General features: G+C 69.6%; 22 protein-coding genes. 3 read left to right on the forward strand and 19 right to left on the reverse strand.

Annotation, left to right across the window (positions count from 1 at the left end; translation table 11 throughout):
• The 10 genes from LNW72_RS32070 to LNW72_RS32115 all read right to left on the reverse strand — a co-directional run bounded on the left by LNW72_RS32070 (position 1) and on the right by LNW72_RS32115 (position 12,444).
• The gene (locus tag LNW72_RS32070; RefSeq protein WP_250978560.1) at positions 1-1,221 is read right to left on the reverse strand and encodes a hypothetical protein; all 1,221 of its coding nucleotides are present in this window, start codon (positions 1,219-1,221) and stop codon (positions 1-3) included.
• On the reverse strand, positions 1,222-3,060 hold the full coding sequence (locus LNW72_RS32075; RefSeq protein WP_250978561.1) for a hypothetical protein: 1,839 nt from the start codon (positions 3,058-3,060) through the stop codon (positions 1,222-1,224).
• Positions 3,061-3,062: 2 nt separating this feature from the next.
• A complete protein-coding gene (locus tag LNW72_RS32080; RefSeq protein WP_250978562.1) occupies positions 3,063-5,084 on the reverse strand; it encodes an AAA family ATPase in 2,022 nt (673 codons plus the stop codon).
• Between the two features lie 41 nt (positions 5,085-5,125).
• Positions 5,126-6,532, reverse strand: coding sequence for a hypothetical protein (locus tag LNW72_RS32085; RefSeq protein WP_250978563.1), 1,407 nt, complete (start codon positions 6,530-6,532; stop codon positions 5,126-5,128).
• A complete protein-coding gene (locus LNW72_RS32090) occupies positions 6,529-7,215 on the reverse strand; it encodes a 4Fe-4S single cluster domain-containing protein (protein WP_250978564.1) in 687 nt (228 codons plus the stop codon). The genes LNW72_RS32085 and LNW72_RS32090 overlap by 4 nt, the downstream gene beginning before the upstream one ends.
• The gene (locus tag LNW72_RS32095) at positions 7,212-8,294 is read right to left on the reverse strand and encodes a hypothetical protein (RefSeq protein WP_250978565.1); all 1,083 of its coding nucleotides are present in this window, start codon (positions 8,292-8,294) and stop codon (positions 7,212-7,214) included. The genes LNW72_RS32090 and LNW72_RS32095 overlap by 4 nt, the downstream gene beginning before the upstream one ends.
• Positions 8,291-9,190, reverse strand: a complete 900-nt coding sequence (locus LNW72_RS32100; RefSeq protein WP_250978566.1) for a protein phosphatase 2C domain-containing protein — start codon at positions 9,188-9,190, stop codon at positions 8,291-8,293. The genes LNW72_RS32095 and LNW72_RS32100 overlap by 4 nt, the downstream gene beginning before the upstream one ends.
• On the reverse strand, positions 9,190-9,984 hold the full coding sequence (locus tag LNW72_RS32105; protein ID WP_250978567.1) for a hypothetical protein: 795 nt from the start codon (positions 9,982-9,984) through the stop codon (positions 9,190-9,192). The genes LNW72_RS32100 and LNW72_RS32105 overlap by 1 nt, the downstream gene beginning before the upstream one ends.
• A gap of 900 nt (positions 9,985-10,884) precedes the next feature.
• Positions 10,885-11,721 carry a hypothetical protein gene (locus LNW72_RS32110; RefSeq protein ID WP_250978568.1) on the reverse strand — a complete coding sequence of 279 codons (837 nt, stop codon included), beginning with the start codon at positions 11,719-11,721 and terminating at the stop codon, positions 10,885-10,887.
• A 21-nt stretch (positions 11,722-11,742) separates the two neighbouring features.
• Positions 11,743-12,444 (reverse strand): flavodoxin family protein, encoded by a 702-nt coding sequence (locus tag LNW72_RS32115; RefSeq protein ID WP_250978569.1) that lies wholly within the window; start codon positions 12,442-12,444, stop codon positions 11,743-11,745.
• 291 nt (positions 12,445-12,735) lie between these two features.
• Between LNW72_RS32115 and LNW72_RS32120 the strand changes: the two genes are divergently transcribed.
• Positions 12,736-13,845, forward strand: a complete 1,110-nt coding sequence (locus LNW72_RS32120) for a beta-propeller fold lactonase family protein (RefSeq protein ID WP_250978570.1) — start codon at positions 12,736-12,738, stop codon at positions 13,843-13,845.
• Between the two features lie 67 nt (positions 13,846-13,912).
• Here LNW72_RS32120 and LNW72_RS32125 read toward each other — a convergent pair whose 3' ends face one another.
• The 8 genes from LNW72_RS32125 to LNW72_RS32165 form a co-directional block, all read right to left on the reverse strand.
• Positions 13,913-14,146 (reverse strand): zf-HC2 domain-containing protein, encoded by a 234-nt coding sequence (locus tag LNW72_RS32125; RefSeq protein ID WP_250978571.1) that lies wholly within the window; start codon positions 14,144-14,146, stop codon positions 13,913-13,915.
• Complete coding sequence (locus tag LNW72_RS32130) at positions 14,143-14,829, reverse strand: RNA polymerase sigma factor (protein ID WP_250978572.1); 687 nt, start codon at positions 14,827-14,829, stop codon at positions 14,143-14,145. The genes LNW72_RS32125 and LNW72_RS32130 overlap by 4 nt, the downstream gene beginning before the upstream one ends.
• A gap of 406 nt (positions 14,830-15,235) precedes the next feature.
• Entirely contained in the window at positions 15,236-15,808 is a 573-nt protein-coding gene (locus LNW72_RS41760) for a DUF3152 domain-containing protein (protein ID WP_250978573.1), read from the reverse strand.
• 517 nt (positions 15,809-16,325) lie between these two features.
• Positions 16,326-16,871, reverse strand: coding sequence for a hypothetical protein (locus LNW72_RS32140; RefSeq protein ID WP_250978574.1), 546 nt, complete (start codon positions 16,869-16,871; stop codon positions 16,326-16,328).
• Between the two features lie 535 nt (positions 16,872-17,406).
• On the reverse strand, positions 17,407-18,660 hold the full coding sequence (locus tag LNW72_RS32150; protein ID WP_250978575.1) for an ABC transporter permease: 1,254 nt from the start codon (positions 18,658-18,660) through the stop codon (positions 17,407-17,409).
• Positions 18,657-19,358 (reverse strand): ABC transporter ATP-binding protein, encoded by a 702-nt coding sequence (locus tag LNW72_RS32155; RefSeq protein WP_250978576.1) that lies wholly within the window; start codon positions 19,356-19,358, stop codon positions 18,657-18,659. Before LNW72_RS32155 ends, LNW72_RS32150 begins: the two co-directional genes overlap by 4 nt.
• Positions 19,355-20,650 carry a hypothetical protein gene (locus LNW72_RS32160; protein WP_250978577.1) on the reverse strand — a complete coding sequence of 432 codons (1,296 nt, stop codon included), beginning with the start codon at positions 20,648-20,650 and terminating at the stop codon, positions 19,355-19,357. The genes LNW72_RS32155 and LNW72_RS32160 overlap by 4 nt, the downstream gene beginning before the upstream one ends.
• Complete coding sequence (locus LNW72_RS32165) at positions 20,634-21,173, reverse strand: hypothetical protein (protein ID WP_250978578.1); 540 nt, start codon at positions 21,171-21,173, stop codon at positions 20,634-20,636. The genes LNW72_RS32160 and LNW72_RS32165 overlap by 17 nt, the downstream gene beginning before the upstream one ends.
• 160 nt (positions 21,174-21,333) lie before the next feature.
• Between LNW72_RS32165 and LNW72_RS32170 the strand changes: the two genes are divergently transcribed.
• On the forward strand, positions 21,334-22,086 hold the full coding sequence (locus LNW72_RS32170) for a response regulator transcription factor (RefSeq protein ID WP_250978579.1): 753 nt from the start codon (positions 21,334-21,336) through the stop codon (positions 22,084-22,086).
• Complete coding sequence (locus LNW72_RS32175; protein ID WP_250978580.1) at positions 22,076-23,953, forward strand: HAMP domain-containing sensor histidine kinase; 1,878 nt, start codon at positions 22,076-22,078, stop codon at positions 23,951-23,953. The genes LNW72_RS32170 and LNW72_RS32175 overlap by 11 nt, the downstream gene beginning before the upstream one ends.
• Before the next feature lie 141 nt (positions 23,954-24,094).
• Here the strand turns inward: LNW72_RS32175 and LNW72_RS32180 are convergent, their stop codons facing one another.
• A complete protein-coding gene (locus LNW72_RS32180; protein WP_250978581.1) occupies positions 24,095-24,499 on the reverse strand; it encodes a helix-turn-helix domain-containing protein in 405 nt (134 codons plus the stop codon).
• Positions 24,500-24,630: the final 131 nt, after the last annotated feature.

Consider the following 24,630-nt stretch of genomic DNA (forward strand, 5'->3'; position numbering starts at 1 on the left):
TCATCCCCGACCCTGCTTGGGGACTGAGCCGAACTCGCTGAGCAGCCAGAGCAGCGGCTCGGTGACCCGGTATGGCTGGATTCCGGTTCTGGCCACACGGGAGTCCGCGGTAGGGGTGCGGCCCAGCGCCGAGACGCCGAAGTAGCGGTAGCGGGCGTAGCCGGTCCGCAGGGTCTGGTCGAGCGAGACGCCGTGCCAGGTCCGGAGCAGGTCTCGCACCTCCTCGTGGACGTCCCGGCTGTCGGCCACGTCGAAGCGCCCGGTCCTGGACGGTTGGGCGGCCAGTCGACTACCGCGCTCCAAGGTGTGCCACAGCGCGTCCATCTTGGAGAAGACCACCGCCACCGGAGTGCTGATCAGAGCGTTCTTTCTGCTGCGGGCGAGCAGCATTTCGGTGACTCGATTGAGGACGTTCTCGGCCGCCTCGGTGTTCTCGGCGCCCGGCAGCAGCGTGCCGGGGAGGGCCTGTGCCCTGGCGCCCGGCATCTGCAGCGGGTCCATCACCAGGATGATGCCGTCGGCGTTGGCCAGGTAACGGGTGTGGACCTGCACCTTCTCCAAGGAGTTGAAGTCCTCGCCGGCAGTGTCGAAGAAGGAGAGCACCACGTTCTGCGGCCGGGGGCCGAGGAGGGTCTGCCTGGTCAGCCCGAACCGGAAGACCAGCGGATCGACCCTGCTGTCCAGGTCGGCGCCGTGGCTGCCGGACAGGTCGACCGCCCCAACCGCTGCGGCCGAACTGGTCCCGCCCATCAGCCGGCCCTCGCGGTACAGAGTGTTCTCGTAGTCGGTGCCGAAACGCTTCGTGGTCTCGTCGTCGGCCGGCATCAGCGCGGAGCCGAAGTTCTCGCCGACCCGGTTCATCAGCTCGTGCAGCAGCACGGTCATGAACACCGTCTTGCCCGAGTTCCGCGCGCCCACCATCGCTATCAGTTTGTTCTCCACCATGCCGAACTGGGCCGGCAGGGTGTTGTGGCAGATCGGACAGATTCGGTAGGTGGTCTCGTTGTCGCAGGTCGGACACAGAGCCGTCGATCTGCGGCCGTCGGCCTCGAAGACGATGCCGGTCTCGCCCGTGGCCCCGCTGCGGCGCGCCGCCAGTACCGGGTCGTGCTCGCGTGCACAGCGCTTGTTGCTGCGGCTCAACCGGCTGTTGCAGCGAAACTTGATCTTCCGGGGTGAGAAGGTCTCGTAGCAGTATGGGCAGGCGATCAACTTGGCCATTCAGGTCACTCTCAGACGTGACAGCGCCGTCGGGCGCAGGTCGACGTCCTCGACCTCCTCATGGACCGGAAAGCAGACCAGCCAGGACGTCGAACGGGTGGGTGGGAAGGGGAACTCGACGACCAGGGGCAGACCGGGGCGCAAGGGCTGCGCGGGGACCTCCATCAGCACCGTCCCGTCGCTCGGGCTGGTCGGGCGGTAGCCGCCGACGGCGTGCACGACGTTCAGCGCCGGCAGGCGGCACGGGGAGTCGCTGCTGAACGACACGGATGCGAGCCGTCCCCAGCGCCGGACCCGGGGCTCGTAGCTCACCAGCGGCAGTTCCGCGGGCAGGTGCACGCTGGAGGGTTCCTGAGACCAGTCCGGGTCCTGCGCAGGTGCCAGCGCTTCCACCGTCAGCGTCACGGCGCCGGGGCCGAGCGCCAGTTCGAATCCGCCGTCGTACTCGTAGACGCGGCGCGAGCAGACAGCCTCACCGGATCCCGGCTGCGCCGGGGCGGACGGCGACGAGTCGAGATGCCAGCGCACCGTCGCGCTCAGGCTCTCCTGGGGCCAGACCCAGAGCACGAGGAGGTGGTTTCCGCGGCGCACCGCCTGGAGATCGCCCACCGGGCAGCCGACGAGTCCGGAACGGCCGTCGTCGCGCGAGTCAGGAGCCGGTTCGGCAACGGGCGGCGGTGCCTGCCCGCACGGCTGCGGCGGGGTCTCCCGTTCAGGACGGGGCGGTAGATCCTGAGGCTGGGGCTGAGGGGCCGGCCGTGGCGGCTCAGGCGTCACGGGCCGTTCGGACGGCTGCGGCGGCTGCGCTCTCCGTGGCGGATGCGTGGCCGCAGGCCCCGGTGGTTCGGGATCGGGGACGGTGGGGGCCGGCGGCTCCGGGTCCTGAGCCCTGGTGGGCCCCGGGCCGGACGGTCGGTCCTGGTCCTGGTCGGCCTGACGGACCCGCAGCAGCCCGAGGCCGGGAGCGAGGACCAGTCCGCGAGCCGCCGCGGAACGGGGATCCTGCGTCCTCACGTAGATGCCGAGCCGCTCCTCGAACAACTCGGCCGTACCCGGCGTCTCCGAGAGCCCTCCGGCCAGGAGCAGCGCTGTCGGCTCCTCGCCGGAACGGGCTCTGGCCCGGTCCCGGAGGGCCAGGGCGGCGTCGACGGTCTGGCGGCGCAAGGGGTCGAGCAGACGGCTGAGGGACGCGGGGTCGAGCTCGACGACCGCGTCCGAACCACCCTGCCGGATCTCCCTGCGTACGGCCGTGCCGCTGCGGTCGACCTCCCGCCGAAGGGTCCCCGCCAACGGCGCGAGCTCGATCTGCTGGTCGCGCTGGGCGCCCAGCAGGCCTGGGTTCAGCTGGGCCGACAGTTGCCGGGCGATCGCGGCGTCCCAGGTATCGCCGCCGACCGGGACGACGACCGTCTCCTCGATCCACACGGTGCGTTCGGCGCCGACCCGGACCAGGGTGAGCTCGGTCCTGGTGGCGCCCTGGTCGCAGACGATGAGCACACTCCGGCCGCCGTCCACCACGGCGCCGTAGTGCACGACCACGGCCACGGGTTCGGGCAGGCTCAGTGCCACCCTCAGGCCGCGCTCCTCCACAGCTCTGCGGAGCGCCCGGTCCCGGGGTGCGAGGAGGGAAGTGGGCAGGACCACGTCCCGGGGCGGCTCGCTGCCGTAGCTTTCAGCGAGCCTGAGCAGCCGGTCCAGCCTCGCTGCCGCGTTCTCGGCCGCCGTGAACCGCGCCGAGACCCATCCCGAGCGGCTGTCGGCCGGATCCGCGACCACCACCTCGTGGTCCGCCTGCCAGGCGATCCGCCCGTGGCTTCCGCCCAGATCGATGCCGTGCACGCCTACTCGACCCCCCAGCTGTGGCCTGAAGGGGAGTCGGTGCCGGACAGGGACACCTGGACGGCGCCGTCGACCATGCTCACATCGATCCGCGCTCCGGGTACAGCGGGCGAGCCAACGAAGTGCCGCACGATCTCGCCCTTGATCAGTTCCAACTCGTTGCGGATCTGCCGTCCGCCGTAGGCGCGCCGCTCCGGGGCCTGCATCCGCTTGAGGATCCACGCGTGGATGCTGCTGCGGTCGTAGCCGACCGTGACCTGCTGCCGCTCCAGGACGGAGGCGGCGAGCTGGGCGAGCAGCCGGTCGGCGATCTCGCAGATGTACTCGGGGCGCAGCATGTCGAAGACCACCACGCCGGGGCGCAGCCGACCGAAGAGCTCAGGCCGCTCGATGGCGCTGAATTTCGCTTCCACCGCTTCGGTGAAGTGCGTCTCCAGCGTCTCGTACGAGGGCTCGCCGCCCTCCTCCTCGAAGGCCAGCAGATCGGCGAGCCGGTCCGCCCCGGTGTTGGAGGTGAAGATGATCAGAGAGTGGGAGAAGTACGCCGTCTGGCCGCGGCCGTCCGTGAGCCTGCCGTCCTCCAGGATCTGCAGGAACTTGTCGAGCACGGTCGGGTGGGCCTTCTCGATCTCGTCGAACAACAGGACGCTGAAAGGCCGTTCCTGCATCCGACGGGTCAACTCGCCGCCCTGGTCGTGGCCCGTGAAGCCGGGCGGGGCCCCGGCCAGGCGCTCCGCCGAGTGCTCCTGCTGGTACTCGCTCATGTCGAACCTGGCGTAGGCGCTGGGATCGCCGAAGATCAGCTTGGCCACGCCCTTGGCCAGTTCGGTCTTGCCGACGCCGGTCGGTCCGACGAAGAAGAGCGCGCCCCGGGGGCGTGCCGCCCCTGACTCACCGAATCCGACGCCGACATAGGCCGACTGCAGGGCGTCGGCGACCTGGGCCACCGCGCACTGCTGGCCCAGCACCGACTCGCTCAGCCGTTCCCCCGCCTTCACCACCCGGTCGCGGTCGAGCTGGCTCCAGGGGTCGACGCTCACATTGAGGCGGTGCGACTCCAACAGCTTCACGGGTTCCTGGATCGGCGTCCGGCGCAGGTAGGAGGACTTTGCCAGTGCGTCCAGGTCCCAGGCCGCCATCCCGTCCGTCGCGCCGACGATGGCCTCGATCTCGGCCGTGGTGGCCGTCTCGATGCCGTTGAAGCTCTGGCCGAGGATCGACAGCCAGAGCCTGCGCTCGGTCTGGTCGGGTCGCCCGACTGCCAGTGTCGCGATGCGTGGATCCTCCTTGCTGAACCAGTCGGGTAGCCGGGACAGGTCGCCGGTGACCACGAGGACCGGGTTGCGCGGCTGCGGCGCCGAGGGCTTCGCCTCGACCGCGTGCGGCACGACCGCCCCGTCCATCGCGGCGCGGAGCCTGAGGAAGCCCAGGTCGTATCCGGGGTCATGGGGCGGAAGGGCCAGGTCGACATCCTGGAAGACGAAGGCCGTCGCACTGTCCGGGCTGGCCGCCAGCCGGCGCACCACCGCGGTGACGTCCTCCAGCAAGGTCAGTTTGGGTGCACGGGCGGCAGCGAGCAGACCGGCCCTGGCTGCCCGACGGGCCTCTCCGCGGCGGGTCGGGGCACCGTCCCCGGGCAGCGCAGGTGCTCCACCCGCCTGCGGGAATGGGTCCTGACCGAAAGGCTCAGGGGCGAACGGATCCTGGCCTGACGGACCCTCACTGAACAGGTCCTGCTCCTCGTCCGCGTTGGCCGGGGCTGCGTCCGTGTGGTCGAGCGGGGGTAGTGACGCCACCAACTCGTCGAAGCGGCTGCGGTGCTGCGGTACCGGAAAGGTCAGGCCGTCCACCGGGGTCCACCAGCCCACCGCCTCGGCGCCACTGGCTGCCAGCACGCCGCAGAGCAGTTCCTGCAGCGCCGCCGGGCGCCGCCGCAGCCACCACCGGTCCCGCACCTGGCCGCTGATGATCACCTGGCGGCCCCGGCGCATCTCCCACACCAGGCCGAGTGCCCAGTCGGGCATGAAGTCCGGTGCGACGGAGGGACGTTGTACTCCAGGAGTGCTCACTGCGACCTCCGGGTCCGGACCTCGGTCGTGACAGGGCGCTGCGGGCCGCGCCCTAACGGCTTGCCGCGCCAGACCACCTCACCGGGGCGGAAGCCGCTGTCGGCCACGGCCGCGTGTACCCGGTCGAGCAGCTTCTCGGTGCTGTCGCAGGAGGACTCGGCGGCCGACTGCGTAACGGGGACGTCCGTCTCGCCCTCGATGCGGTAGGTCAGCAGCGGGGAGCCGTCGGGGCGACTGCCGATCGTGGTGGTGTAGACGGCGCCCCCCTTCCGTTGGAACCGCAGCACCAGCTCATTGCCCAGGTCCGGCTGCCCCATGTGCTCAAGACCGGCATTCGCCATGGCCACCTGCAGGGCTCGGGCCAGACGGATCCGCCGGTCGTGCTCGAGCTGCAGCTCGTCCAGGCGAGCCTCGGCCCGGGGAAGTAGCTGTTCGAGTCCGGCCACGGCATCGAGCGCCTGGCCGAGGTCGCCGGCCGCCGCGGCCGTGTCGACGGCGCGGATGGCCTGGGTCAACTCCACTGCCAGGGAACGGTCTCCGGCCTCGGTCGCATCCGCGATGGCGGCGATGACCGCCGGGCGCGACAGTTCCGCACGCTCGGCCGCCTCCGCCAGCGCCTCCGCACGGTGTTGCTCGGCTTGCTCGGCGGCTTCGGCCCGCAGTGCCTCTTGGGCCAGGCCGCGCTCCCGCCTATCCTCCGCACGTTCGGCTTCCGCGCGTTCCGCGGCCTCCGCCCGTGCGACGGCGTCGGCATGACGTCGCAGGGCGTGCTCCACTGTGCCCCGCAGCGCTTGGAAGCGCACGGTGGCGCCCTGCTCGAAGGCGGCCCGCAGCTCCGCGAGCAGCCTTCCGCAGTCGGCGTGGCCGCCCGGGTCGAGGACGGCCGCGCGCGCTCGCGCCGCGGCCAGCCGTGCTTCGAGGCCGGCGATCAGCTCTGGTCCCTCCTGAGGGGCGAGCCGGGCCCGCATGGCCTCCTGATGCCGCAGCACCCGGGTCCGGAGTGAGGCCGTCGCCCCGTCGACGGTCCGAACGCCGCCGACGCGCAGGTGTTCGGCGAGGCCTGCAGCCTCCGACTCCAGTTCGCTGACGACGCCGGGGTCCACGACTCCGCGCAGGCCGGTGATCAGGTCGGTCACCTCGGCTAATTCGGCGGCGCCCACGCGGGTGCGCTCACGCAGCGCCTGTCCGCGGCGTGACTGGTCCTGGAGCTGTCGTGCCGCTGCGCGTTCTGCGTCGCGTCTGCTCCGCTCGGCCGCACGCGCCGCCGCAGCGCGGGCTCGCTGCGCCGCCCGCTCCTGCTCCCGGCGACGGCGCAGCGCTTCCTGCTCGGCCCGTCTGGCAGCCTCGGCCAGTCGGATGCTCGCGTCGACCACGACGGTGCTGTACTTCGGCGAACCACTCATTGCTCCCCCTGTTCGTCGACGGACGGCTCCCCGGACACGGTCCCCACGACGTATCCGCTTTCCGCCAACGAAGTTTCGATCTGCTCCCGAAAACCGGCTGTGGGCGGCACCCCTGACCAAGTGAGAGTTCCGTCCCTGTCCAGGGACGCTTCGATGCCCGCGCCGATGTCCGGCAGCCGGGTCCACTCAGCGTAGCGCTCCGTAAGCGCAAGGAGACGTTGATTGGCGGATCCGCGCCAGCGGATGTTCCCCTGCCTCGCGGCCTGGTAGGAGCCATCCACCAGCAGGTCGAGCCGTTCGAGCAGCGAGCGCTGGCCCTCGGTGCCGCGGCGCAGCGCCTCAAGGCGGAATCCGGAGTAGGCCATCGCGGAGAAGTCCGGACGGCGGGCCCTGACGGAGTCCAGCAGATCAGCCAGACCACGGGCCTGACTGAATGGTTCGCCGCCCGAGAAGGTGACGCCCTGCACCGATGCCAGTCCGACCAGCCAGTCGGCGAGTTCGGGTACGGAGCGCACCTCTCCGCCGGAGAAGGCGAGTGTCTCCTGGGCGAGGCAGCCGGGGCAGCGCAACGGGCAGCCCTGAACCCACACCACGGCACGCTGCCCCGGGCCCAGCACGCCGCACTGTTCAAGCGTTCGACTCACCCGGAGGTCGGGGTAGACGGACTCGTCCTCGAAGATCACAGCACTCGGCTCCCGTTCGGTTCCGGCGTCGGTCGCGGAGCGGGATAGCCCACGCCTCGGCGTTGGTCCAGGTCGCACCACGGGCACCAGGGCCGCTCGACGGTGAAGAGGTGGTTGTCGAAGGATGGGCACACCCTGATCCGCTCCGGAGCCGCCTGCTCCCTCAAGTGCCTTGCCCAGGCGGCGGCGTCGGGACGCCCGGCGGATCCGCCGCGGCCCGTGTCGGCGAAGGCGCACCGCATCAGGGCGGCGGTCGCCCTCGGCAGCACGTCGAGCGGAGGAGTCCGGCTCGACAGCAGGAGCGACGCCGGGTCCAGCAGTCGGCAGCGACGGTGTCGCAGATTGTCGTCCAACGAGACATAGCGCTCCTGGTCCGCCGGGTACCCGTGGAAGGGATGCAGACCGTTGCAGAGCAGCTGGTGCACCAGCACGGCCAGCACGAAGCAGTCGGACCGGGGCGTCGGCGGCGATGAAGGCGGCCCGGGCTGGACGGCCGCGAGTCCCTCCGGCGCGGTGTAGCCGGGGGTGCGGGCCTCACAGCGGAACAGCTCTCCCCGGTCGGTGAACTGCAGCGAGTCGACATCGGAGAGACCCACCGCGCCACGCTCGTCGACCCACAGGTTGTCCGGCTTGAGGTCGCCCACCACATAGCCGCACCGATGCAGGTCGGCGAGCAGTCCGGCCAGCGATGCCGCAGCGGCGAGACCGGTGGCCCAGGTCGCCTCCGGCAGGCTCTCGCTCCGGGCCGCGGGCCTGAGCAGCTGGTCCATGGGCCGGTAGTGCACCCTCATGTCCCGCATCACATAGCCGGGCACGCCGCGATCAGTGGTCACCAGGGCCAGCGGCCAGGAGAACCGGTTCGGCGGCCGGCCCAGCAGCAGTGCGGTTCGGGGCTCCTGCCGACGCCGTACCAGGCGTTCGATCCGGCGCCGGTAGTGCACCTGATCCCCGCAGCACGGCACGAGTTTGGCGACCAGGCCCGGCTGCTCCTCCACCGGGTACACCAGCCCCGACGAGCCGCTGCCCACCAGTGTGCCCAGCCGCAGTCGGCGGCCGTCGGGCGTGCTGATCCAGGTCACCGGAGCGGTTCCGCCGGCTCGGCTGTCAGGACCGCGCCCAGGACCGTCAGGTCGTCGCCGCTGCGCGCGGCCCCAGGTCCTGACAGCAGTGCGCGCAGGGGTTCCCCGTGGCCGCCGTTGGCCCGGAGCATGGTGGAGAGCGAATGGTAGAAGCCCGGTGCGGGCAGCGGTCCGGCTCCGGGGGGGAGCCCGCGTACCGAAGGATGGTCGAGGGCCAGCGGTAGACAGCCGTCGGTGGCCAGTACCACCCCGCTCAGTTCGTCGTCCCGCAGGGCGAACGATCGGACCCGCGCCCGTGCGGTGGGCGAGGACAGGAACACCGTGCTGCGGTCCGGCGACGCCTGCGGGGGCAGTACCAGGTGGCAGCGTTCCACAGCCCGCGGGTCGAGCTGATCGCGCGTCAGCACGACACCGAATGAGTCGCCCAGGGACAGGAAGGCCACCCAGGGCGGACGCAGCAGCGCGGCGGCGACCGTGCTCGCGCACTGGTCGCGCGCGGAGCGGTGTGCTACGGGCGACCGCGCCGCTTCGGGACCCTCCTGGCAGTCCGTCAGAAGTGGCGCGCCCAGAGCGTCCACGGCCTCGTTCCAGGCGTCCACCACGGCTCGAGCGCGCTCGCTGACCCAGCCGGTCCAGCTGGATCCGTCGGCCTCGGCCGCCGGGATGCCGGACCGGAGCAGATCGCAGGCCAGGTCGACGGCGAGATGGGCGCCGAGAGCTCCCCGCGACCTGCTCCCCGCACCGTCGGCGACAGCGAGGACGACGGTGCGGGCGTCGACCCGGAACGACCGGAAAGCATCCTGACAGGCGGTTGCGTTCGCCAGGTGCGCTGTTCCCTGCACCATCGCTCCCGCCACCACGATTCTGCTGCGGCGCTGCTGTTCGGACCCGGGCACTAGCGCCGTTCCTCCTCGAGGGCCTCCAGCTCGGCACGCATCGCCGCCTGCTCAGCGACCATGCTGTGGATGTCCTCAGCCGACTCCTGCCCCCCGACCCTGTCCGAGCTGACGAGGGCCCAGCTGAGGATCTGTTTGAAGTCCAGCCCTTCCAGCATGACCGTTCCACGGGGCGCCAGTACGGCCAGCATGTCCCGGTCGGCGCCGCGCACCCCGACGGTGAAGAGGACGCCGCCGACCTCACTCGCCTCGCTCCGTCGCATTCGCGTCGCGAACGGTGCCAGTTCCGTTGCCTGGAGGGGCCGGCCGTGCTCGTCACTGGGGGCGCCGTCGGTCACCAGCCAGATGAGCGGGCGCAGCACCGGGACGCACTGGGCCGTGAGCTCCTCGTGGCGGCACCGGCCGAGCTCGAGCGCGAACTCCAGTGCGTCCACCATCCGGGTGTAGCCGTCCGCGGTCAGGGTTGGTGGGACCAGCGCGTCCACCCCCGCGAAGGCGCGGGACGTCACCGCGGTGTCGGCGGGCACCATCCGGGCGCCGGCGACGTCGTACACCTGGGTGTCGGTGCCGAAGGAGAGCAGGCAGATCTCCACTCGTGACCGCAGCCTTGGATCGGCGGCGATGTCCCGGAAGATGGTGCCCAGTGCCCGGTTGAGGTCATCGATGCGGGGGTGCTCCGCCGGTCGGCCCATGGAGCCGGAGGTGTCCAGCACGATGAGAACGGGCTGCCGCTCGTCGAGTCCGGCGCCGAGGCCTGCCGACTGCGCCGAACCCTGGGCATGATCCATGCTCATGGCCGCTCCATCCGTCCTCTCGGGCCGTCGTCCGCGGCCGCCAGGACTACGGCGGTAAGCCGCCCCCGCTCCGCGTCGGCTCTCAATTCGACCGGTGTTCCCGGCGCTGACAGCGTGCCGAAGAGCGCCGCCACAGGGAATCGCAGCAGTACGCCCTCAATTAGCACGAATGCATCGGGATCCGGCCAGCAGGCAAGAATGCCCGACTTTCCCTCCAGTCCGTCCGGACCGTTCGCCCCCATGCAGACGACTGTAAGGCTTTGTCCGGATTGGCGACGGGAAACGGATCGGATGGCTGCACGATCGGCTGCCAGTTCCGTTGTGGGGCAGCCGGGTTGGCGAGCCCTTCATCGCACTGGGGCATGCCGGCCCTCCCATACGCGGGACTTCCGCGGGTCGCCCTCGCCCGGCCGGGCCGCACTCCTCGACATTGATCCAGACCCATGGGCGGGACTCGCGACCCCTTCTACCTGCAACTCGGTCCGGCACAGCCCCACATGTCCTACCAGCGGAGGGCCGTCGGCGGGTGAAGGCGGACATCGCCGATGGCTGGTTCTTCCCGCCGTCAGTGCGGATGGTGGAGATGGGCAAGCCAGGAGGCAGGTCAAGGGTCTGTCGATGCGATGCCCACCACCGCGGCCACCAGCACCGTGATCTTCCATCCCCGCGACATGCCCACCTCTTGTCAGCTTGCTTCGCCCCCCAGCAGCCCAACACCGGTGTGGGACGGCTCCTTACCTCAGGACCAGCAGACATTAGCCCCCTACAGAGGTCGGTTCCAGCACTCCGGAGCTGCTATCTGACGACACCTCGCACACCGTCGACCTCCGCTTCGACCTTGACTGCTTTCGCGTCGTGGTCGAGGCGGAGGCCGGATCCAGCAGGAGCACTTCGCCGACGTCAGTCCTGCTTCGCGGGGCGCAGGCGCTCGATTTCGATGGAGAGCGTGGAATTCTCACGACGCAACTCATCGGCCTCGTCGCGGATGGCGTCGAGCCTGATCTCGAGCTTGCCGACACGCTCGCGGTGGCGCTCCAACTCGGCCCGGTCGAACTCGGCGTCTGCCATCTGGCGGTCCGTCGCCGTGCGGATCGCAGTGGCTTCCTCGGTGAACTTCCGCTCTGCGGCATCGAGTTCGGCGACGGCCATGTCGCCCGCCTCCTCGGCGAGCGTGGCGCGCTGCTCGGCGGACAGGATGCGCTGCGCACAGGCGCGGGTGACGGTCTCGATTCGGGCCTCGGCTGCCGCGGAGTCCGTGATGATCGCGAGCTCTTCGATGTAGGCGGGCAGGTCGGTGGCGAGCTGGTTGATGAGCGCGACGAGGGCGTCGCGTGACTGCGCGGCAGGGGTCCCGTCGACTCCCATCATGGAAAGCTCGTCGGCTACGGCTGCCATCGGCGCCTGGTCGAACGCCTCGGCGGCGGGCATCTGCCCGAGCGCACTCGGCGCCGCACCGGGAGCGGCGACCTGCTCGAAAGCGGCGTGCGACGAAAGCTCGACGACCGGCGCCCGGCCGCCCTTCGCCTCCTCCTTGGCCGCCTTCTTGGCCGTGGCTGCCGCGTGCTTGTCCTCCTTGCGCTGTGTCCGCTTGGCACGGAACTTCCTGAACGCGCCGAGCGCGTTGTGGTCGGGGTGCCGGCAATAGCGGGGCGCCGGACCCTGGGCGTCGGGTGCGGGCGGCTCGGGCGGATTGGTGCAGTCCGGATAGGCACAGGTGGGGACAGGCGCGGTGGTCATGTTCAGCCTTTCGTTGCTGACTCAGCGATATTCGGGATTCTCGAAGTCGAACCGGCACCCGGCGTCCCACTGCGACCGCTGGTTCCCGTGTGCCGGAATGCCACCGGCGTCCTTGAGCAGCCGCGCCAGATGCAGCAGGTTCCACGTCATGAACGTGGTGTTCCTGTTGGTGAAGTCGTTGGTGGGACCGCCGGAGTCCGGATCGAGATAGGAGGGGCCTGGCCCGGCCTCTCCGATCCAGCCCGCATCCGCCTGCGGAGGGATCGTGTATCCCAGGTGCTGGAGGCTGTACAGGACGTTCATGGCGCAGTGTTTGACGCCGTCCTCGTTGCCAGTGATCAGGCAGCCGCCCACGCGCCCGTAGTAGGCGTACTGACCGGCATCGTTGAGCACGCCCGAGGAGGCGTAGAGCCGCTCGATGACCAGCTTGGTGACGGAGCTGTTGTCGCCCAGCCAGATCGGCCCGGCGATGACGAGGATGTCGGCGGCCATCACCCGCTGGTAGAGCGACGGCCACGCGTCGCGCTCCCAGCCGTGCTCGGTCATGTCCGGCCACACCCCGGTCGCAATCTCGTGATCGATTGCTCGTACGTGCTCGACCTCAACGCCCTGCTTCTTCATGATCTGCGAGCTGAGGTCGATCAGGCCCTGTGTGTGGCTGCGTTCTGGGCTTTTCTTCAGCGTGCAGTTCAGGAACAGCGCACGCAGGTCGTCATGGCTCATGCCCCTCAGTGCGGCCGGCGAGCCAAGCGTTACAAGCGACTCTCAAACCGTTCGCGCCCGGCGCCGGTCGGACCGGGCACCGCCCGCTGTCCACGCCGGTCCGTGGCCACTCCCGGGCGGGGGCCGGCGCGTACGACTCGGCGGGCGCTGTAACGCCTTGCCGTCTTCGGACACTGAGCTGATGTCGCAAGGGGTGCGCCGAGCGGCGCCGCATCAGGCGCGGTCCGCGCACCAGCGAGTTGTCGGCACCATAACGGCCGGTCCATGGCCAACAGTCTGAGGAGCACAGTGATGTCCAGTAGAAAAACGTTGCGCACACTGATCGGCACCGCGGCGGCGGCCGCCTCGGTCGTCGGAGCGACCGCGTTCACGGCACCTGCAGCCGAGCGAGGTCAGGGCCATGAGCGTTACGGGAACGGCACAGCGAACATCTATGTGCAGAGCAACGCGGCCCACGGCAATGCCGTTCTCGGATTCCGGTCCGACGGATCGCCGCTCGGATCGTTCGCCACGGGCGGTACGGGCAGCGGCGCGGGGCTCGGTTCCCAGGGAGCGGTGACCACCGACGCCGACGGCGACGAACTGTTCGCCGTCAACCGGGGCTCTGCGAGCGTGTCGGCCTTCGCGGTCCGCCCGGACGGTCGGTTGCGCCTGCTCGGCACCGCCAGGACCGGGGCGAACCCGATCAGCGTGGCCTCCCGCGGCAGCGCCGTGTACGTCGTGGGCGACGACACGGTCACGGCGTACCGGCTGCGGAACGGCAACCTGACCTCGATGGGCAGCCGTCCGCTGTCGTCCCAGGGCTCCAGTCCCGCGCAGGTCGCCGTCACCCCCGACGGCCGGGCGCTCGTGGTGACCGAACGCAATACCAACACCATCGACGTCCTGCCGCTGGATGCCCACGGCCGCCCCGGCCCGGCCAAGTCCACCGCGGCCACCGGCACCACACCCTATGGCTTCGCCTTCGGACGCGGTGGAGTCGCGGTGGTGTCGAACGCCGAGGGAGGACAGTCGGGCGGCAGCACCGTGACCGGGTACAAGGTGGCTCGGCACGCCATACGCAACACCACTCCCGCGATCCCGACCGGGCAGAGCGCTGCCTGCTGGGTGGCCGTGGACGGGGCCGGACGGTACGCCTACGTGTCCAACGCCGGCTCGGGCACCGTCTCGTCCTTCGCTGTAACGGCGGACGGCAAGCTGAAGCTGGTGGACGGCGCCGCGGCGACTCCGGGTGGCGCCCCGCTCGACTCTGCGGTCGGCGGCCGCAGCCTGTTCGTCCTGGACAGGAGCCAGGGTCGCGTCAACGCCATTCCGCTCAAGGACGGCGGTCGACTCGGCAGTCCGACCGCTCTGATCTCCGACCTCCCGGCCAGCACGTCCGGTCTGGCGGTCGTCCGCTAGGCGGCTCCCACCTCCGGCCCCGCCGGGACCGCCTCGGCCGACGAGGGGAGGCGGCCCGGTGGGCGGCTCAGCTCTGCTGCTGCCAGTCCTTGAACGCGGTCAGCAGCTTGCTCCGCGCTTCTCCCGAGATCGACTCGGCGGGAAGTTCGCCCAGCGTGGCGATGGTCCGACGGAACTGGGCGAGGTATGTCTCGCACCCGTCGCACAGAGCGAGGTGCTCGACGAAGCGGGTCTCTTCCTCCGCGGAGAGCGCGCCGTCGAGGAACGCCGTGACCAGGTCCACGAATTCGTCGCATTTCATGAGCTCAGGGTCCTCCCGCTCCTGCCGCTGCGCAGCGCCAACGGCTGTGAGGACGCGAAGTACTCCTCCAGGCGGGCACGGACAGCGGCCCGCGCCCGGTGCAGCAGCACCCGCTGGTTTCCGGGCGAGATCCCCAGCAACGTGCACACCTCTTGCGAATCGTATCCCTCGACGTCGCGCAGGGTGATGACAGTCCGCAACCGGGCCGGGAGCTCGGCCAGGGCCGCCGTGATCACCACCCGGGCCTCCCCGCGCAGCGCGTGCCCCTCAGGAGTCTCCCACGGCTTCGGTTTCCCGCTGGACGTCCAGTGCCTCGGGTGCGGATCGTCGGCCGCCTGGAACCTCGACGGATCGACGGCCGGCCCCTCGTCCTCCGGCAGCAGACTCGTGAACGGCACCGTGCGATGCTCCTGGGCCCCGCGGGTCCGGGCGATGTTGACCAGGATCCGGTAGACCCACGTTTTCAGCATCGACCTGCCCTCGAAGCCGTCGATCCCGCGGATCACCGCGAGCCACGTCTCCTGGACGACTTCCTCGGCGGTGGCTCGCGTCGAGACAAAGGACATGGCCAGCCGCGCCATGCCCGCGGACCAGGCGTCCAGTACCAGTCCGAAGGCTTCCTCGTCACCCGCTTGGAGACGCGCTATCAGCAGCTCGTCAGGCGGAACCCCTGTGAGTCCCACAAATTGCCCCAATTTCTGCTTAGTTGGCATGGCGCCAAGGCGCCACGTCCCCGTGGATTCTAGGACAGTCGGCCGCAGGCCCGAGTCGGTGCGGCCTGGGGTCATCGTTCTGTAAGCCCCGTAGCCGTCAAAGCCATCGGATGTGCGCGGGTAACGGCGATGGATGTCTCATCGGCCCGGACCCGCCTGCGCTGAGGCCCTTGCATCCGGGACTACTACGAGCGCTGCACCAAGGAGGGCAAGACCCGGCGCGAAATCGTCCAGTGCCTCAAATGCTCTGCCGCCCGCGAGGTGTTCCATCTGGTCAGATCCATACAGGCGTGACCCCCGTCATGGGGGCAGTGTGCCCCCGGCGGCCGGTGCCGACGGGGGTGCTGCGCGCCTGCGCGGGTGGACCGATATCCCGTCAGGGTGCGGGTGGGCCTGCGATGAAGGCGCCCTCCCGGGTATAGGGCCAGGCGTTGGACGTACAGCCGTCAAGGCCCTTGATCTGCTGCTGCATCACGGGTGCAGGCTTGCCCGCTCCGGGACAGGCCATGTGCTGCTGATAGCCGATCAGGTGTCCCATCTCATGGTTGATGATGAGGTGCCGGTACTCGGTGGCCGGCCCGTGGTACTGCGGGGAACCGAGCAGCCACCGCTTGAGGTTGACGACGATGCCACCGGTGACCTCACAGTTCAGCTCGCCATGGGTGTCGCCGACGGAGGCACAGAGCCGGTCGGTGGTCTTCGGGGTGGCGATCTTGACCGTGACATCGGGAACCGTATCGGCGGCGACCAGCTGGAACCGGCCCTTGCCGTGTGCGGCCCAGCTTCTCGGGTCCGCGATGATCACCTGGATCTCGGCGGCCGCCTGCTCTGCGGGAACCCCCGCTCCGTCCTCCACCTGCACTTGATACCGGCGCACCGGTCCGGAGGTGCCGACCGTCTGACCGGTGGCCTGCGCCGTGGTGAAGGTGCCGGGTCCCGATGCGGGCACGGCGATGGCACCGTGCGGATCAGAAGGCTGATGGTCCCCGTAGCGCACCTGCTGGACGATCGCGAAACCGCCGGCGAGCGCGAGGCCCAGAAGGCATCCCCCAAGGACCAGCGGCCTCGCACGGCGCCGCTCACGCGGTGGTATCTGTACGGCTTCGCGAGCGTCGGAGGGTGTTCGTGTAGCCACTGCGGTTCTCTTTCTGTCTTCCCCGGTCGCCGGCTGGAGTGGCGCGCTGGTGGCCGGAGTCGGCCCGGCCGAGGCCCCGAGGAGCCTTGGGGAATGGCTCGTCGCGGATCCGACCTCATCAATTTCGGCCGGTGGTATCAAGCGACGAAACCCGATATCGGCAAACCCTTGGGTATCCCCATCGGTACCCCCCGGTCGGCGTTTCGGGGCTCTGGGTGCCCTGGTGCGGCGCAGCCCTTCCGCCGGTGAGGGGTTGCGGGCTTGGGCGCGCCTCCGCTTGTCCCGCAGCCGACTAACGATCTACGTCAGTTCTTGAAAGGTAGGGATGAGGTCAGTGCTCTTCATTGTCCGCGGAGACGGCCCAGAAGCGCAGGAGCAGCGCGACCACTCCGCAAAGGACCAGGATGGACGCCCAGGTGGCCGTGTCTTCGCGCGTCGACCGGTCGAAAAGGATGGACAGCACGGTGAAGGACATCAGACCCAGCACCGCGTAGAAGCCGGTCCGGATAGCCGTGGCCGAACGGCGCCGGAACCGGTAGAGCAGCAGGAGTCGGCTGAACGACACATGCGGATCCTCGCCCATACTTGGCAGTTCGGCTGCGGTCACCCGCGCGGACGCCTCGTCCAGCCAGCCGTTGACCACCGCGGTCGGTTCCTGGAGCGCTTCCGGGGTGGCAGCGGTCAGTTGCTTCGCTTTCCACCACTCGGCTGCGAAGGCGACCTGCCGGGTCGCGTCGTCGAAGACGATTCGGCGACGGCCTTCGCGCGACCTGCGCACCCTGCGGTCCTGTATCAGCATGCTTGCTACGCCGGCAGCCGCGGTCACCACTGGGACCAACACTGCGACAGCGATCGTCACAACGTCCTGCGTGCTCATCAACAACCCCTCACCATCTCCCCGCGTGCCAGCATCCCATCCCGTGCGACGTCAACGCCCAGATCGGGGGCTCGCTGCCTCCAGAAGGGTTGGAAAATCGGGTACAAGCGAGGGTCGTTGCCGGCGTCTTCATCAATCAGGGGCTGCTCTGCATGGCCTGGCTGATCGGCCACGGGGCCACGTTCCGGCACCTGGTCCGTGACCGGCTCGCGGACCGCGCCCGGGCCCCGTTGCTGTGGAGCTCACTGAGGCTGATCTGCGTGGCCGGCGACATCACTCGGTACTCAGGCGTTGACGCCGTCGATGACGACTTCGGCCCTGAGGCGTCCTCCCTGCGCCGATGCATGCCAACTCTGACCGAGGCCCTCGCGGGCGTGGCGGAGGGCCACCGCCAGGACCTCGGCTCGGTGGAGGTGACCCAGCACGTGGAGTGCGTGCGGATCCTGGACCCTGGCGAGCCACATCTCGCATCCCGGGCTCGATGCACCCGCATCCACCCACCAGCCAGGGCGGCTGCCGCTCCCGCCCCGGCGTGTCACACCGTGGCCAGCGCCTCCGTGGGGGTGAGACGGGAGGCCCTGATCGAGGGGTACACCCCCGCCGCCATGCCCACCAGGATGGCGCCCGCCACCCCTCCGACGACCGAAACCCACGGGATGACCGGGGGCCAGCCCTGGTAGGTGGTGTAGCCGAGGGTTGCCAGTACGCCGATCAGCGTGCCGCTGAGGCCGCCGAGTCCGGAAAGGGCGACGGATTCGGTGAGGAACTGTGCGCGGATCTGTCCGCGGTTGGCTCCCAGGGCCCGGCGCAGCCCGATCTCACGACGTCGCTCCAGGACGGAGATGACCATGGTGTTGGCCACACCGATGCCGCCGACGAGGAGGGCGACCGCGGCCAGGCCGAGGAAGAGTGCCGAGAAGTTGGCCTGGGTGGCACGCTTGGCGGCCAGGGCGTCCGATGGGCGGCTGATCTGGACCATGCCGGGCATCTGTGGATTGATGGTGGCGGCGAGCACCGATCGGACTCCCTCGATGGCCGGCTCCCTGGCCTTGACGTAGATGACGGTGGGGTGCCCGTCGAAGTGCAGCTCGGCGCGGGCGGCTTCCCAGGGGACCAGGACCGAGCGGTCGATGTCGGGAGACAACGGTGTGGAGGAGAGGATTCCGATGACGGTGAACCAGCGGTCGTTGATGAAGATCTGCGGCCCCGGTGCGCCCGGCGGCAAGTCCGGGATGCCGAGCCGGGTGGCGGCGACCGACCCGAGGACCGCGGTGGGGAACTTGTCGTTCGCCGGGCTGAGGAACGTGCCGGTGCGGACCTTTGCGTTGATGACGGGCAGCAGGTCGTTCTTGGCGGCCAGGACACTCAGGCCGGCGTAGTCGGCGGCGTCGACGTGGTCGGAACGGTGCACCACGGCCTGGGTGTTGGCGACAGCGCTGACCTCGGTGACCGGAGCGATGCGCCGGACCATGCCGACGGACTCCTCGGGCAGCAGGACTGGCGGCTTCTGATTGGGCACGGGCTCCGCTTGGAGCATGTTCGTACCCAGCGCGGTCAATTGCGCCAGCAGGGCCTTCTGGCTGGACGCCGGGACGGCGGTCACCACGATCATGGTGGCGATGCCGAGGGAGATGCCCAGGGCGGACAGGGCTGCCCGGATCCTGCGGGTGTGGATGCCCAGCAATCCCAGTGCCAGGACGTCGAGCGGGGCCAGGCGAACGGGTCTGGTGTCCGGCTCGTAGCCCCGTGACGCCTGCGCGGTCGCCTGCGGCGAGGTGTTGGCGGTCATATCAGGTCTTCCCCGCGGGTGTCGGAGACCAGCCTTCCGTCGAGGATCTCGATGCGTCGGGGCAGCCTCCTTGCGATGTCACGGTCATGGGTGATGACGGCGATGGTGGTCCCTTCGTCGTTGAGCTCGGTGAGCAGGTCGAGCACGGCCCGGCCGTTGGCGGTGTCGAGCGCCCCGGTGGGCTCGTCGGCGAGTACCAGGGCGGGGCGGTGGACCAAGGCCCGCGCGATGGCCACCCGTTGGCGCTCGCCGCCGGAGAGCTGGTGTGGCAGGTGGCCACTGCGGAGGGCCAGGCCGACGCGTTGCAGTGCCTCCAGGGCCAGCTGACGGCGCCGGGCGCGGGGTACTCCTGCGTACAGCAGGCCGGTCGCCACGTTCTCCGCGGCGGTGAGCCCCTCGGTGAGGTGGAACTGTTGGAAGACGAAACCCAGCCAGCGCCCGCGCAGAGCCGACAGGCGGCGGTCGGAGAGCGACGCCACGTCCTGGCCGCCGCACTGCACCGTTCCGCTGGTCGGCCGGTCCAGGGTGCCCATGATGTTGAGGAGGGTGGACTTTCCGGAGCCGGAGGGGCCGACGATGGCCAGGAGTTCGCCCCGGTGGATGGTGATCGAGACGTCGTCCAGTGCCGTGACGCCGCCGCTGTAGGTCATGCTCGCGTGGTCGACCGCGAGCACTGGCGTACCGGGTTCGGGGGTCATGAGGTGGTCACCACTTTCAGGCCCGCGGTGAGCCCGCCGCCGCTGACCTCCACCAAGCCCATGGCGAACAGCCCGGTGGTGACCTTGATCAACCGGCCGTCGGGCGGCTGGACGGCATAGCCGCCCTCGCTCAGCGCGATCAGGGCGCCTACGGGAACGGTGAGCACGCCCTTTTTGGTCTGGCCGGCGAACTGCACCTGCACGGGCGCGGCGTCGATACGGTCGAGCTTGCCCGCGTCGTCCAGCTGGACCGTCACCGTGCGCTTCGGTGCAGCGTTGTCACCCTCCGCGCTGTCACCAGCGCGGATGATGGTGCTGACTGCGCTGATCTTGCCGGACGCGGCGGTGCCGTCGGGCAGGGTCACTCTCACCTCGTTCCCCTTGTGGAAGGAGACGGAGTCCTGCGCGGTGACGGGGATGGTCACGCACTTCTCGGTGCCGGTGACCGACATCAGGTCACCTGCGGCGTCGTCACCGGGCTGCGCTTTGATGTCGCCGACACGGACCGGCCCTGGCGTCACGACTGCGTCCCCGACATCCAGCACACCGTTCGCGGTCATGCCCGCGGTCTGCTGCCAGCGTTTGACGGCCGCGACCAGAGTGGTCGTGAGCACAGCGTCGCCCTCACGGACCCGGGTCGGGCCCTGCGGTGTGGCGCTAGGTACCGCCGCCCCCTGCTCTTCTGCGCCCTTCGTGTCCTTGGGACCGCCCGTGGCCGGCGCTGCGGCGCTCGCCGCAGTGGTGGGCCGGGGGGCGGTGGTGGGTCCGGGAGTCGTCGGCTTCACCAAGGTCCCGACGGAGGGTTGGGCACCGATGTCGTAGCCGAGTGCCCGCAGGTTGTCGGCGACCACCCGAACGTCGCGGCCGACGGTGCCAACGGTGTCCAGTCGCCGGAACAGCGGAGTCACGCCGTAGAAGATCGTGGAGGGGTGGTCGTTCACGCGGTAGAGCTGCTGTCCTCGCTTGATCGTGGTGCCGCTCGCCGGCAGCAGGGTCACTCTTCCCCCTGCGGTGCCCTTGAGCGTCCACGGCGTTCCGTAGCCCAGGGTGCCGCTCAGGGTCACCGCGGTGGAGAGATCCATCCGGGCCACGGACGCGGTCCGCACCGCGGCCGTGTCGCTTGCCGCCGCGTGTTTCGCGTCGTCGGCGAAGACGAGCCGCACCGTGACGCCGCCGGCGGCCAGGACCGACACGACCGTGGCCGCCACGACCACCCGGCGACGACGACTGCCTCCGCGCGGAGCGTCGGCGCTTTCCGGATCGGCGATGCTGCGCCTACTTCTTCTTGCCACCGAACGCCTCCATCTGACACTCGTCCTCGATCTGGCGAGCGTTGGGCGGGATCGGGCCGTCCGGGAAGTTGTAGCCGCCTTCGTTGGGCAGTGGGATCACCATGTATTTCCGCCGGTGCATACAGTCGATCCACTCGCGCCAGTCGTCCGCATACTTCGGATTGCGGTCCTTGTCCAGCTCCGGCGGACCGAGCGGCGCTTTGGACTCGCACTTCTGGCGTGCGGCGGGATAGGCGGGATCCTCCTGTACGGGAACGCGCCGCCCGTCCTTGATGACGTCCTGGAAGTGGTGGAACCCCTTCTGCTCCAGGCATGCCGCCCAGGCGTTCCACAACCGCGTCACCTCCTCCTTCGAGGAGTCCAGCCGGAGCTGGGGGCGGCCGGCATCGGAGGCGGCCGGCGTCCCGGAACCGCCCTTGTCGGTCGCGCCCGAGGCGGCCGGGCTGTCGATCGAGGCGATGCCGACGTCCTTTTCGGTCTTGCCGTCGGTACCGCCGCATGCGGTGAGAAGGATGAGGGTCACGGTCCCCAGGGCGACGGCGGCGACTGGCCGGCCGCGGCGCGGGGAGGGTCGCAATGTGTGGTTCGGCATGGCGTCCACACTGGTCAACGAATATTAAGGTCTTGTCAGGCTGATAACAGGGTCCTATTGCGCGCGCTCCGATCGCGTTTAAGGTCCTTCCATGTGCGCGTATGTCCTGGTGGCCGAGGACGACATCAAACAGGCCGGAATCATCGGCCAGTACCTCGAGCACGAGGGGCACGTCCCGCGTCTCGTTCACGACGGGCAGGCGGCACTGGACGAAGTCCGGCGCAGACCACCGGACCTGCTGGTCCTGGACCTGATGATGCCTGTCATCGATGGTCTGGACGTGTGCCGGATCCTGCGCCGCGAGTCCGGCCTCCCCGTGCTGATGCTGACCGCGCGGTCCGCTGAGGACGATCTGCTGCTGGCGCTCGGCCTCGGTGCCGATGACTACCTGACCAAGCCCTACAGCCCACGCGAGCTGATGGCCCGGATACGCAGTCTGCTCAGACGTGCGGAGCACTCGTCGCACACGACGGAGTCGCCCGTCCTGCGGGCGGGACGCATCGCGGTGGACCCGCTGCGCCGCACCGTGCTCGTCGATGGACGACGGGTGGACGAGTGCACGGCCGCCGAGTTCGAGGTCCTCGCAGCGATGGCCGCCCAGCCCGACCGGGTCTTCACCCGAAACCAGCTGCTCGCAGTCACCCGCGGCACCCACCGGTACATCACCGAACGCACCATCGACGTCCACGTGCTGAATCTGCGCAAGAAGATCGAACGTGACCCCCGGAATCCGGTGCACCTGCTGACGGTGTACGGCGTCGGCTACAAGCTCTCCGACAGCACCTGGGAGGACGACCCCGGCACGGCGTCAGGCCGTCGGGAAGCAGACGGTCATGCGCGCTGATCCCGCCGGACCCAGGTTCCCGCTGCGCAGAAGCCTGATGTTCCGGCTTCTCGCCGCCACCCTGCTCATCGCCGGCTGCGCTGTCACGGCCACCGCCTGGCTGGCCGTACGCACCACCACCGTGGCCATCCACCAACAGCAGGGCCAAGTGCTCGCCGACGACACGGTCGTCTACCGCACCCTGATGACCTACGCCGCCTCGCATCCGGGCTGGGAGAACGTGGAGGAGACCGTCCGGGATCTCGGCGACCGCACCCACCGGCGCATCACCCTCACCCCGCAGGGCCGTGACCGCCGCCCGCTGGCGGATTCCGACCCTGACACCGGCTCCCTTCCTGAGCGGGCCTTCGCGGTCATCGATCCTCTGTGGGTGGACCCGGCCCTCGACCCCTCATCGGGCACCGACCGTATCGATCCGCAGGCCGTCGGCCCGTACCGGCTGTCCGAAACCGATCGCCGCCAGCTGGCTGCCGCCACAGCGCGGGCCACCGAGTGCCTCACCCGATTCGGCTTCGGCCACCGCTCATCCGTCTCCCCAGCCGGTCGCCCCCGCATAGAAGTCACGGGACCGGGGGAATCACTCACAAAGAAAATCCAGGACAGTCGGTCTGAAAAGCTACCAAATGGCGCATATATGCCGGGCGCATATGAGTCCTGCGGCCTGGCAGCGTTGGACACCCCCACCTCAAGCGAACGCAATGCTCTGGCCGGTCTGAACACGCTGGTCGGGGCCTGTCTCGAACGCCTGCACCTGCCACCCGTCGCAGTCGGACTCGACTTCCTCCCGCCGAATCGGGAAGGCAGCGTGGCCGCCGCCACTCAGAAATGTGTCGAGACCAGCCGACGCGAACAACTCACCTCCTCGGTCGCACCAGCGGCGTTGCTCTACGTCAGCACGGAAGCCAACTCCGCAATCCCCGGCTTCGACCTTTCCCCCGCGAACACCAGCCGCATCGTCACCGTCACGGCCCTCGTCCTGCTGCTCACCATCGGCGTCACCGTCCTGGTCGGGCTCCGCCTCGTCCGACCGCTGCGGGCCCTTACCCGCGCCGCCCGCCAACCCACACGACCCGAAATCCGCGTCCCCGTCATCAGCCGGGACGAGATCGGTCTCCTCACTGCGGCATTCAACGACCTCTCCGAGCACCGCGCACACACCGAGGAAGAGCGCAGGGTCATGGTCAGCGACATCGCCCATGAACTGCGGACCCCGCTGACCAACATCCGCAGCACCCTCGAAGCCGCGCAGGACGGCATCATCCCCGCCGATGAGCGCCTGAACACCTCCCTGCTGGAGGAGACCCTGTTGCTCCAGCACATCATCGATGACCTCCAGGACCTCGCCGCCGCGGACGCGGGCACCCTGCGCCTGCATCCCGAGCCCCTCCACGCAGAAGACCTCCTGCACCAAGTGGCCGCCGGCCACCGTGCCCACGCCGAGGCAGCCGGAATCGTCCTCGAAGTGCACGCCGAGGGCAGTACGAAGTTGTCCGCGGACCCACTGCGGCTGCGCCAGGCGGTGAGCAACTTGGTGTCCAATGCCACACGCCACACCTGCGCTGGCGATCGGATCACCCTGCGGGTCCGGCGCGGCGAAGACGGTCTGCTGATCGAGGTCGCCGACACCGGGACCGGGATCGACCCGGCCGACCTGCCCCACGTCTTCGACCGGTTCTGGCGGGCCGAGAAGTCCCGCAGCCGTCAGACGGGCGGCAGTGGTCTGGGACTGTCCATCGTCCGCAAGCTCGTCGAGGCCCACGGCGGGACCGTGTCAGTGGCCAGCACGCCCGGCAGCGGCACCGTCTTCACCCTGTGCCTGCCAGCCAGGGTGAACCGGCCTCATGCGTCGCCGTCCGGCAGGTCCTGACGCTGGTCGCACACGGCCGTGTCTCATTGCTCTGTTACTGAGGTTGAACTCGTGATGTCGCCGGGTTGCTCAGGTGGGTCTGATTGTCGGGCCGGTCTCGGCGAGGCAGCCGTTTGTGACCAGACCGTCGGCCGCCGCCGATTACCGGGTGCGCTCCGTGCGGTCGTCGTACTTTTCGCGGGCGCTGATGACTTCTTCGATGTGCAGCACGGACCACTCCGTGAGCGCCTTCAGCGGTTCCCGCAGCGTCTGGCCGAGCGCGGTCAGCTCATACTCCACGTGCGGCGGAACCTCTGGGTAGACGGTACGGCTGACCAGCCCGTCGCGTTCGAGGGTGCGCAGCGTCTGGGTGAGCATCTTCTCGCTCACGCCCGCCAGAGCCTGCCGGAGCTGGCCGAACCGGGAGGTCCCGTTCCGGCCGAGTTCGCCCAGCACGAGGACCGCCCACTTGCTGCCGATCTGGTCGAGCAGGTCCCGCGACGGGCAGCCGCGCTCGTACGGATCGAATGACGGTATGGGCCCGGTCACGTTCTCGACAGCAGCCATGCGGCTCACCTCAATGCTTTCGGTCTGGTAAGTACCGTACTAAGAAGTGGCTACTTCCCGACAGAGAGTGTCCAGGTCATTCTGTGTTCCACCCGCCGCGGACGGACCGCAGCAAGCGTGCGAGGCACGCG

The organism is Streptomyces sp. RKAG293 (assembly GCF_023701745.1).
Taxonomy (GTDB): Bacteria; Actinomycetota; Actinomycetes; order Streptomycetales; family Streptomycetaceae; genus Actinacidiphila.